Genomic DNA, 10,756 nt, shown 5'->3' with positions numbered 1-10,756 from the left:
TTGGCGTTGTATATGGTGGTAGCTTGGCGCATTGCCCGCTTGATGCGATTGGGCAGAACTTGCCCGGAACTGGATGCGTCCCTGTTCTTTGACGCCGACGAAATTCGGGGAGCATACGTGCTCGCCAAGAAGGCACGCCCGAAGACACCGGTCACACTCAATCAGATGATTCGGTTGGTTGCTTCCCTGGGTGGGTTCCTTGGGCGCAAGAGCGATGGAGAGCCCGGTGCCAAGACGATCTGGATCGGCATGCAGCGAACCATGGACGCCGCGCTCACCATTCAGGCACTGCGGGAAGAGTCATGACTTCCGTATAAGGAAATGCCGTTAACCCCCAATCGCCCCCCATTTCCCAAACAACACCCAAATCCCCCGCCTTTTCCCATGAATGGGAAACCCCCCACGCTTCGATAATCCGTCCTGACGAATAGCGGCTTGCCGCTTCGCACGGAGCGTGGATGTCCGAAGAAAGCGATCTCGAGAAAACCGAACCCGCCTCACCCCGGCGCCTGGAAAAGGCGCGCGAGGAGGGGCAGGTGGTGCGTTCGCGCGAGCTGGCCACGTTCATCATGCTGATCGCCGGCGTCGTCGGGCTGTGGACGCTGGGGGGCCACATGGGTCGCAGCCTCAACCAGGTCATGCAGGGCGCGCTGCGCTTCGAGCGGGAAACCGCCTTCGATACCTCGCGCATGCTGTCGCGCTTCGCCCTGATGGTATGGGACAGCCTGCTCGCCTTCCTGCCGCTGCTGCTGCTGTTTGGCGTTGCCGCGCTGGCCGCGCCGCTGATGCTGGGCGGCTGGGTGTTCTCGGCCAAGGCGTTCGCGCCGCAGTTCTCGCGCATGTCGCCGATCGCCGGGCTGGGCCGCATGTTCTCCGCGCACTCGCTGGTCGAGCTCCTCAAGGCCGTGGCCAAGTCGCTGCTGGTGGGCGCGGTCGGGGCCTGGGTGCTGTGGCAGCGCCTGCCGGAAGCCATCGCGCTGATGAACGCGCCGGTGCAGGAAGCGCTGCTGCACATGGTCGACCTGGTGCTGTACTGCTGCCTGGTGGTGTCGCTGTCGCTGCTGGTGGTGGCGGCCATCGACGTGCCCTGGCAGTACTGGGAGTTCTTCAAGAAGCTGCGCATGACCAAGGAAGAGGTCAAGCAGGAATTCAAGGAGAGCGAGGGCGACCCGCATATCAAGAACCGCATCCGCCAGCAGCAGCGCGCCATGGCGCGCCGCCGCATGATGACCGAGGTGCCCAGGGCTGACGTGGTGGTGACCAACCCCACGCACTTCGCCGTGGCACTGCGTTATGAGGAAGGCCGCATGAGCGCGCCGCGCGTGGTGGCCAAGGGCACCGGCGAAGTCGCCGCGCGCATCCGCGCGCTGGCGGCCGAGCACCGCGTGCCCCTGATGTCGGCGCCGCCGCTGGCGCGCGCGCTGCACCGCCACGTGGAGCTGGGCCACGAGATTCCCGCAGGACTCTATACCGCCGTGGCCGAAGTGCTGGCCTGGGTCTACCAACTGAAGCACTGGCACTACTCGCAGGGCCCGCAGCCGCGAGCGCCGTCGGACCTGCTGGTGCCTGATGAACTCGCCGTACCGGAAAGCCACGCATGAACGCTCTGAGCTCGCTAATGAACCTGCCCGGCCTGCGCTCTGCCGGCCAGATGAAGGCCTTCACCGGTCCGCTGCTGATCATCATGATCCTGGGGATGATGATCCTGCCGCTGCCGGCCTTCGTGCTGGACTTGCTGTTTACCTTCAATATCGCGCTGGCGATCATGGTGCTGCTGGTCAGCATGTACACGCAGAAGCCGCTGGACTTCGCCGCGTTCCCCGCGGTGCTGCTGTTTACCACGCTGCTGCGCCTGTCGCTGAACGTCGCTTCCACCCGGGTGGTGCTGCTCGAAGGCCATACCGGCCCCGACGCCGCCGGCAAGGTGGTCGAAGCGTTCGGGCACTTCCTGGTGGGCGGCAACTTCGCGGTTGGTATCGTGGTGTTCGCGATCCTGGTGGTGATCAACTTCATGGTCATCACCAAGGGCGCTGGCCGTATCGCCGAGGTGGGCGCGCGCTTCATGCTGGACTCGATGCCCGGCAAGCAGATGTCGATCGATGCCGACCTCAACGCCGGCCTGATCGACGAAGCGGCGGCCAAGAAGCGCCGCGCCGAAGTGGCGCAGGAATCGGACTTCTACGGCGCCATGGACGGTGCCAGCAAGTTCGTGCGCGGCGACGCCGTGGCCGGCCTGATCATCATGTTCATCAACGTCGCCGCCGGGATGGTGGTGGGCATGGTGCAGCACGACCTCGACTTCGGCACCGCCGTGCACAACTACACGCTGCTGACCATCGGCGACGGCCTGGTCGCGCAGATCCCGGCGCTGGTGATCTCCACCGCGGCCGGCGTGATCGTGTCGCGCGTGGCCAATGAGCAGGACGTCGGCGAACAGCTGACCGGGCAGCTCTTCTCCAACCCGCGCGTGCTGTACCTGACCGCCGGCATCATGGGCCTGATGGGCATCATCCCGGGCATGCCGCATTTCGCCTTCCTGCTGCTGTCCGGCGCGCTGGTCTGGATGGGCCGCTACCTGTCGCGCAAGGCGGCGACGCAGCAGCAGGTGAAGCAGCGCGAGGAACGCACGCCCGCGGTGGCGCAGGAATCGACCGAAGCCAGCTGGGACGACGTCGCGCTGGTCGACCCGCTCGGCATGGAAGTGGGCTATCGCCTGATCACGCTGGTCGACCGCGCGCAGGACGGCGAACTGCTCGGCCGCATCAAGAGCATCCGCAAGAAGGTGGCGCAGGAAATCGGCTTCCTGGTGCCGGTCGTGCATATCCGCGACAACCTGGAGCTCAAGCCCAATGCCTACCGCATCACGCTCAAGGGCGTCGAGATCGGCCGCGGCGAAGCCATGCCGGGGCAGTGGATGGCGATCAACCCGGGCCAGGTCAGCGGCACGCTGCCGGGCGCGGCGACGCGCGATCCCGCCTTCGGCCTGCCGGCGGTGTGGATCGACGCCGGCATCAAGGAGCAGGCGCAGTCCTACGGCTACACCGTGGTCGATGCCAGCACCGTGGTCGCCACGCACCTGAACCACCTGATCCACATGCATGCGGCCGAACTGCTCGGCCGCCAGGAAGTGCAGGCGCTGCTGGACCGCATCGCCAGGGATGCGCCCAAGCTGACCGAAGACCTGGTGCCCAAGACCATCTCGCTGACGGCGTTGCAGAAGATCCTGCAGAACCTGCTCGACGAAGGCGTGGCGATCCGCGACATGCGCACCATCCTCGACGTGGTGGCCGAGCATGCGCCCAAGCTCAGCGACCCCAACGAACTGACCGCGATGGTCCGCGTGGCGATGGGCCGCGCCATCACGCAGCAGCTGTTCCCCAACAACGCCGACCTGCAGGTGATCGGCCTCGACGCCGGGCTGGAGCGGGTGCTGTCGCACGCGCTGACCAACGGCGGCGGCATCGAGCCGGGGCTGGCCGATGCGCTGCTGCAGCAGACCCAGGGCGCGGTCACGCGCCAGGAGCAGATGGGGCTGGACCCGGTGCTGCTGGTGCCGTCGCAGCTGCGCCCGCTGATGGCGCGCTTCCTGCGCCGCACGCTGCCGCAGCTGAGGGTGCTGTCGCACGCCGAAGTGCCTGACAACCGCAATATCCGCATCACCGCCATGATCGGCGCGTGAGGTGCCAACGACAAAGCCAACGACAAAGCCAACGACAGAGCCAACGATGAGCGTAGCCAAATTTGTCGCCGCCAACGGCCGTGAGGCCATGCGCCAGGTGCGCGAAGCCATGGGCCCCGATGCCGTGGTGCTGTCCAACCGTACCGTGGAGGGCGGTGTCGAGATCGTTGCGATGCGAGATGCCGATCTGGGCAGCGTATCGGCCAGCGCACAGGCCTACGTGCCGCCCGCGCCGGCGGCCGAGCCTGCAGCCATCGGCGACCTGCGCGGCGAGCTGCAGTCGATGCGCGCGATGCTGGAACGCCAGCTTGCCGGCATCGGCAATGCGCCCACCGCTGCAGGCCACGGCGTTGCCGCCGGCGATCCGCTGCGCGAATCGCTGTTCGAATGGCTGGTGGGCGCCGGCTTCTCCGGCCAGCTCGCGCGCACGCTGCTGGCACGCCTGCCGCTGGGCTACGACCGTCCGGCCGCGATGACGTGGATCCGCAAGGAACTGGCCAGCAAGGTGCCGGTGCTGGGCGACGAAGACCACCTGTTTGCGCAGGGCGGCGTGCTGGCGCTGATCGGGCCCACCGGCGTGGGCAAGACCACCACCACCGCCAAGCTGGCGGCGCGCTTCGTGCTGCGCCACGGCGCCGACAAGCTGGCGCTGCTGACCACCGACAGCTTCCGTATCGGTGCGCATGAACAGCTGCGCATCTACGGCGACATCCTCGGGGTGCCGGTGCATGCGGTGAAGGACGCCGCCGACCTGCGCTTCGCGCTGGCGGCGATGAAGGACAAGCACCTGGTCATCATCGACACCGTCGGCATGAGCCAGCGCGACCGCAGCCTGTCGGAGCAGATCGCCATGCTGGCCGGCGTGCCCGCGCCGGTGCAGCGCGTGCTGCTGCTCAATGGCGCCAGCCACGGCGACACGCTCAATGAAGTCGTGCATGCCTACCGCCACGATGCCGCGCCCGATGGCGGCGGCATCGACGGCTGCATCATCAGCAAGCTGGATGAGGCCACGCACCTGGGCTCCGTGCTCGACGTGGTGATCCGCCACCGCCTGCCGGTGTTCTACGCCTCCACCGGGCAGCGCGTGCCCGAGCACCTGGAGCTGGCCAGCAGCGCCGCGCTGGTCGAACGCGCCTTCCTGACGCCGCGCCGCGGCTCGGTCTTCGCCGATGCCGACGTCGCGCGCCGCCGCCAGGCGGTCGCGGACGAGCCGGCCGGGAACGGTGGGAAGGGCGGTGCCGAAGACGTGCTGCGCTCGCTGACCGACAGCGCCGACGCGCTGGGCCAATGTGTCGCGGAGCTCAACCACGCCGGCCTCGGCTTCGACCTGGCGCGCTCGCTGTGGCAGCAGCGCACCGCGGGCGATACCGCGCTGCGCGCGATGGCGCAGCAGGTGCGCGAAGCGGTCTGCCGCGACGTCAACCGTGCCTGCGACCAGTACGTGCTGGCGCTGGCGGCCACGCTGCCGGTCAGCGTGCCCGGCCGCCGCGCGCCGCAGCCGCTGCAGCACACGCTGTGGCTGGGCGACCGCAGCGGCACGCCGCTGGCCGCCACCGTCACCGCCGCCGGCCGCGCCGGCCAGCCGCTGGGCGAAGCCGATGCCGAGGCCGCCAACCTGCGCGCGGCCATGAGCGCCGCGCGCAAGGTGGTCAACCTGGTCGACGCGATGCCGTCCGCCGCCACGCTGGCGCGCTGGCAGCAGGCCGGAGAACGCTGGATCGCGGGCGCGCGCAAGACCGTGCGCGTGATCAGCGCAGGCGCCGCCTGGAAGCTCGATGCGCTCGCCGATACGCTGACCTTCCACGCCGTCGGCGACGCCGTCGTGCGCGAGCGCGACGCCGTGCGCTGGCTCGCCACCGCCGACGTGCGCGTGCCCGACAGCCCCGCGCGTGGCAAGGGCGCCCCGGAAGGCGGGATCGATGCCTGCCTGGTGGTGGTGCGCCTGGTCGATCGCGCCAGCGGCGAGCTGCTCGATACCCGCTATTCGTTGTGCGACCCGGTGCTGGCGCCGGACGCGGCGCAGGTGGCGCACTGGACGCCATGGTCGGACACGGCCGAAACGCGCCTGCGCACGCTGCGCCATGCCGCCGACCACTTCGCGCAGGACGCCGAAGCCGGCCACGCCGCCAGTGCCACACTCGCGGCGCTGCAGCTTGGCATGTCGGTGCTGCGCCTCGAACACGCGCCAACCGCGACCGCGCCGGCGTTCCTGGCACGGCTGGCCGGCCGCACCGTGCGTGCCGGCGCGGCGGTGCCGGGCACCGTGCTCAATGAAGGCATGGGCCGCATGCTGGCGCTGCTCGACGTATTGGAGAACTATCCCGGCCGCACGGCGGCGGCACCTGCCGCTGCCGTGGAGGTGGTCGATGCGATGGGAGTCGATACCATGGGAGCCCTGCAGTGAGCACCCTTGCCATGGACCAGGCAGAGAGCCTGCGGCGCATGCTGGCCCCGCGCGCCACGCGCCGCATTGCCGTGGTGGCCAGCGAACGCGGTGCCGGCGCCACCACGGTGGCGTTGGGTTTGTCGCACGCGCTGGCGATGCAGGGCGAGCGCGTGCTGCTGCTCGACGAAGACCCGGCCACGGCGCGCGCAACCCGGCTTGCCGGCGCAACCCCGGCCGGCACGCTCGCCGACGTGCAGGAAGGACGCCTGCCCCTGGAAGCCGCGGCGGGCGCCGGCACCGGCGGCGCGGTATCGGTGCTGCCGGCCGGCCGCCAGCGCGCAGGGCTTGAGGTGCCCGCCGCGGCGCTGTCGGCCTTCCGCAGCGTGCTGGTCGATGCCACTGCCGATGCCGAAGGCGCGCTGTCGCCCTTTGCCGGCAGCGCGCACAACGTGGTGATCGTGATGCGCCCGGAACTGGCGTCGATCACCGCCGCGTATGCCTGCGTCAAGCGCCTGCACCACCTGTACGCCTGGCGCCGCTTCCACCTGGTGGTCAACATGGCCGCCGCCGAAGCCGCCGTGCAGGCGATCCTGCGCAACCTCGCGCGCACCGCCAGCCAGTACCTGGGCGTGGAAGTGCTGTGCGCCGGCTGGCTGCCGGCCGATCCGCTGGTGGCGCGCGGGGTGCAGCTTGGCCGCTGCGTGGTCGAGGCTTTCCCGGCCGCACCCGCGACCAGCGCGCTGCGCCGCACCGCCGGCAGCATCGGCGGCTGGCCGCTGCGCACCGAGGCGCCAGCCTCCGCCGCGACGCCGGTGCCGGCATGAGCGCCGCGCGAACCATGCCTTACCGACGAACCAGACCCTGAGCCAGCCGGTGCGCCGCGTGGCGCGTCCGTCCAGCAATCCAGCATTCACGAGAATTGCACCATGTACACGATCCAGGGAAAGCTCGACCAGGCCGATGTGGTCAAGGCGCACGCACAGCTGGTGCGTCGCATCGCCCTGCAGCTGGCCGCCAAGCTGCCTGCCAGCGTGCAGATCGACGACCTGATCCAGGCCGGCATGATCGGCCTGCTCGATGCCGCCAAGCGCTATGAAGACACCCACGGCGCGCGCTTCGAGACCTACGCCAGCCAGCGCATCCGCGGCGCCATGCTCGACGAGGTGCGCGCCAACGACTGGCAGTCGCGCAGCCTGCGCCAGTTCACGCGGCGCATCGAACGCACCCAGCGCTCGCTCGAGCAGAAGCTCGGACGCACGCCGATCGATTCCGAGGTGGCCGAGGCGATGGAAATGCCGCTGGATGAATACCAGGTCCTGCTCAACGAAGTCTATGGCTGCCAGCTGCTGCACTACGAGGATTTCGAGCGCTCCGGCGAAGAGGATTTCCTCGACCGCCATCTTGGCGGCAGCGACGACGGCAATCCGCTGACCGTGCTGATGGAAAGCGGCATGCGCCAGGCGCTGATCCGCGCCATCGACCGGCTGCCCGAGCGCGAGAAGCTGGTGCTGTCGCTGTGCTATGACCAGGAGCTGAACCTGCGGGAGATCGGGGCGGTGCTGGATGTGACCGAGTCACGGGTGTGCCAGATCCGGGGGCAGGCGATTACGCGGTTGCGGAATCAGATGCGTGGGTTGTTGTGATGGCAGTTGGCGGCCTGCTCGCGCGCGGCGCAGGGGTCGTGCTGCTGGCTGCCTCGGCTTGTGCCTGGGCGGCGATCGAAGGCGGTACGCGGCATGCGTGGACCGGGTCGGTCAATGGGCCGGCGTTGCATGGGCGGGGGCAGCGGGCCGTATCGGCGCCTATTCAGCCGGTGGGGGTGTTGCCGCAGGCTGAAGGGGTGATTACCACGGTGCGGTGGCGCTATCGCTTCGCTCAGACGCCGCCTGTGGAACTGCAGGCCTATCTCTGCAATGCGCAGCGGTGCGTGATGCTGCCCCAGGCTGAGGGGCAGACGTCAGCGTTCTCCGGGGATGATGCTACCAAGGGCTTTGTGTTTGCGTTTCGGGTGCCGGGGCAGGGGAGCCTGGTGCCGGTTTTGCAGGGGCGGAGTAATGAGGTGGTTGTTGGGTTTCGGTAGGGTTTTGTTGTGCCTTGCGGCTCGGCATCTGGTAGCCATTTGATGCGCCCGGTTCCGCCCGGACCTGTCCGTATCTTGGCCGAAACATACTGCCCAGGGATGCGCGCGAGGATGCCGTTTGCTCCAGGCACTGGGGGCTCGCCGGGGCTGTCTCCTCGGAGATGGCACTTTGAAGCCAGATGGCTGTTACCCATGATGCTATTCCTCAATCAGCGTCGTTGGCCCAAGCCCTGTAGCGAACTTGTTCTCGCGGCTTCCCTCAGCGCGGCCCCAGTGCATGACGTGAATGCGTTCACATTACGCGCGGCCAGGGCCGACCCGCACACCTACCCTAGGCACCGATAAACAGCGATAAGGGAACTCTGAATGCGGCGACCGGGGGAAATCGGCTTACGAAATCCCAAGTTGACAGCTGGTCCTTGGCTACACGTGGATACTCTGACGTCAGATAAAGGGCATCGGAGTGAGGAAGGGATGTCCTCCTTGGCTCGGGACCGATGATGCGTCGGGCACAGGCATCTACTCGACCCATTCTTCATCTACCTCCTGAAGCAAATGCCCAGCGAGGATGGCGGTGCAGTCGAGTGACTCCTTGCAGCGCGGGCGCTGCAGCGTACGAAGAGACGGCGGCATGCTGGGCCGAACGTTATTCCATTAGCGGGATGCCTGGGAGGAACTCGACGCCGGTTCGCTTCACAAGTTCGCGATAACTGATTGGAAGTCCAGCGCGTACGAAATCTGAGTTTTCAATCCAATCTGTCCAATCTCGATGGGTCGTCGAGTCGTATCCGAGTTTGAAAAGGAAAGAGTCCGGTTCTTACCGCCCTCGATAAAGCGGTTGACGTTTGGAGAGGAATGCTTTCATTCCCTCTTTTTGGTCCTCGCTGTCGAACAATCGCTCAAACAGACGCCTTTCCAGTGCGAGCGCGGTTTCGAGGGATACGTCGGCGCCCAAACGCAATGCTTCTCGAATAGCCTGTACCGCTAGTGGAGGCATGGACGCTATTCGGGTACCGATATCTATTGCTCTGCTCAACGCTTCGCCGCTGGGCACTAGCAGACTGACCAAGTTGGCAGCATAGGCCTCGGTTGCCTCAATCATGTCACCGGTGAGCGTCCAGAGTGCTGCCTTGTAACGACCCGCTGTGCGAAGTAGCCGCTGAGTACCACCTGCACCAGGCATAATGCCGACCCTGATTTCCGGCTGTCCAAATCGAGCATCCGCTGCAGCAACAATCAAGTCGCAAGCTAGTGCCAACTCGCACCCGCCGCCCAGTGCATAGCCTTCTACCGCCGCGATAACAGGTTTGCGGCTGTGACGTACCACCTGGAAGACTTCCTCAGTTGCTTGGCGTAGATGGTCTGTGGGACGCATTTCCGCCATTTCTGCGATATCGGTTCCTGCCGCAAAGCATCCTCCGCTGCCGTAAATCACAAGAACTCTCACACGCTCGTCTACCTCTAGAGTTCGGACGGCATCGACGATTTCGGCCTTCACCTGAAGGCTCAGCGCGTTGCGGCGCTCAGACCTATTCACGACGATTACGCCAACGTGTTCTTGGACCTCGGTACTGACGAACTCAGCCATAGTAATTCTCGGAGGGCAGCCAAAGAGAGCCACTAGACTTGCGTGGCACTTGGTGAATGTAAATGCCCATTTCCTGTCGATGCATCGGGTGTCCTCGCTATCAAAGTAGGCGGAATCTACGCAAATGCGGCGAATTTTCATATGAACCGTTCGGCAAAGCAGATATGCATCTAACCTCGGTCATGCCCGTGCCGACATATCTGATTTGTCACCAGCAACATATCTTCCTTAGCTCGCCAATTGCCGCACTAATTAGCCGGCTCCCCGGGGGGTATGCGGAAGGGAGACCAAGCAGAACTCTGGAGCACGCGTCTGACCGCCTGGCGTCGCATATGCTGCGCATGCATACCTGCTTTACGGCTTCCTCACTGTGATAGCTTCGCTTCGCCGCTTAGAGTCCCTCTCACAGCCGGTAGGTCGTCAATGCCATTCGCAGGACGCGGCATTGATGACTACCTGGGCAAAGAACCTAAACAGGGATAGGAGACAAGTATGGCGATGAAGAGGAGAGCGCTGGCGGCGAATGTGGCCACCGCGATTGGGCTTGGCATGGCGGGATTGGCTGTGAGCGCACACGCCCAGAGCTCAGTGACCCTGTATGGATTGATATCCACAGGAGTAACATACGCCAACAATCAGGGTGGCAAAAGTGCCGTGATTCTTCAGAACGGGCCTCAGCAGTTACCGCGCTTTGGGATGAGGGGGGCGGAGGACCAATCCATCCAAGTTAAGCCGCCAATAAAATCGCAATTCCCCCCGCGAACCCTTGACAGATGACGAGGTTCGAGGGGCCGCCGCCCTGCTTGCGCTGGCTGTTTAGCGCCAGCCGGGCGGCGGCCCATAGAGGATCGTTCTTCGATCTTCGCTTGGCTCTCATGCCCCTGTCCGATTTGTTCGCTTCGCTTACCGAATATTTGCACACCAAGGTCTTTCACGATCTTGCTCGCCATCCCGAACGTCCCGCCGCTTTCACCCGTCAGCGCAAGCTCACTCTGCCGACACTGATCGCATTCATGCTCGGCA

At 66.0% G+C, this 10,756-nt stretch carries 9 protein-coding genes and 2 pseudogenes; 9 read left to right on the top strand and 2 right to left on the bottom strand.

The window, feature by feature from the left end:
- The 7 genes from K309_RS0132250 to K309_RS0132220 all read left to right on the top strand — a co-directional run.
- Positions 1-306 (top strand): IS4 family transposase (locus tag K309_RS0132250; protein WP_304413090.1); only part of this gene is annotated, 306 nt, incomplete at its 5' end.
- A 152-nt stretch (positions 307-458) separates the two neighbouring features.
- Positions 459-1,601 (top strand): flagellar biosynthesis protein FlhB, encoded by a 1,143-nt coding sequence (gene flhB, locus K309_RS0132245; RefSeq protein ID WP_029050132.1) that lies wholly within the window; start codon positions 459-461, stop codon positions 1,599-1,601.
- Positions 1,598-3,679 (top strand): flagellar biosynthesis protein FlhA, encoded by a 2,082-nt coding sequence (flhA, locus tag K309_RS0132240; protein ID WP_029050131.1) that lies wholly within the window; start codon positions 1,598-1,600, stop codon positions 3,677-3,679. The genes flhB and flhA overlap by 4 nt, the downstream gene beginning before the upstream one ends.
- A 46-nt stretch (positions 3,680-3,725) precedes the next feature.
- Positions 3,726-6,083 (top strand): flagellar biosynthesis GTPase FlhF, encoded by a 2,358-nt coding sequence (gene flhF / locus K309_RS0132235; RefSeq protein WP_029050130.1) that lies wholly within the window; start codon positions 3,726-3,728, stop codon positions 6,081-6,083.
- 11 nt (positions 6,084-6,094) lie between these two features.
- Positions 6,095-6,889, top strand: a complete 795-nt coding sequence (locus K309_RS0132230) for a MinD/ParA family ATP-binding protein (protein ID WP_035878726.1) — start codon at positions 6,095-6,097, stop codon at positions 6,887-6,889.
- Positions 6,890-6,991: 102 nt separating this feature from the next.
- Complete coding sequence (locus tag K309_RS0132225; RefSeq protein ID WP_029050128.1) at positions 6,992-7,708, top strand: RNA polymerase sigma factor FliA; 717 nt, start codon at positions 6,992-6,994, stop codon at positions 7,706-7,708.
- Positions 7,708-8,145: a flagellar protein FlhE gene (locus K309_RS0132220; RefSeq protein WP_029050127.1), complete on the top strand. Its 438-nt coding sequence runs from the start codon at positions 7,708-7,710 to the stop codon at positions 8,143-8,145. The genes K309_RS0132225 and K309_RS0132220 overlap by 1 nt, the downstream gene beginning before the upstream one ends.
- Positions 8,146-8,791: 646 nt before the next feature.
- On the opposite strand, the pseudogene K309_RS43440 reads toward K309_RS0132220, so the two are convergent.
- Both K309_RS43440 and K309_RS0132215 read right to left on the bottom strand, forming a co-directional pair.
- Positions 8,792-8,950 (bottom strand): annotated as a pseudogene (locus K309_RS43440) (DNA/RNA non-specific endonuclease); the annotation flags it as partial.
- A 12-nt stretch (positions 8,951-8,962) separates the two neighbouring features.
- Positions 8,963-9,733: an enoyl-CoA hydratase-related protein gene (locus tag K309_RS0132215; protein WP_029050126.1), complete on the bottom strand. Its 771-nt coding sequence runs from the start codon at positions 9,731-9,733 to the stop codon at positions 8,963-8,965.
- 492 nt (positions 9,734-10,225) lie between these two features.
- Here K309_RS0132215 and K309_RS42180 point away from each other — a divergent pair, with 492 nt between their 5' ends.
- Both K309_RS42180 and K309_RS43435 read left to right on the top strand, forming a co-directional pair.
- The gene (locus tag K309_RS42180; protein ID WP_029050125.1) at positions 10,226-10,510 is read left to right on the top strand and encodes a porin; all 285 of its coding nucleotides are present in this window, start codon (positions 10,226-10,228) and stop codon (positions 10,508-10,510) included.
- Between the two features lie 26 nt (positions 10,511-10,536).
- Positions 10,537-10,756: pseudogene (locus K309_RS43435) on the top strand (hypothetical protein); the annotation flags it as partial.

Origin of the sequence: Cupriavidus phytohabitans (genome assembly GCF_000426345.1) — a bacterium.
GTDB lineage: Bacteria > Pseudomonadota > Gammaproteobacteria > Burkholderiales > Burkholderiaceae > Cupriavidus.
The sequence above is the reverse complement of the archived record's forward strand: the minus strand, read 5'-3'. Positions and strand labels throughout refer to the sequence as shown.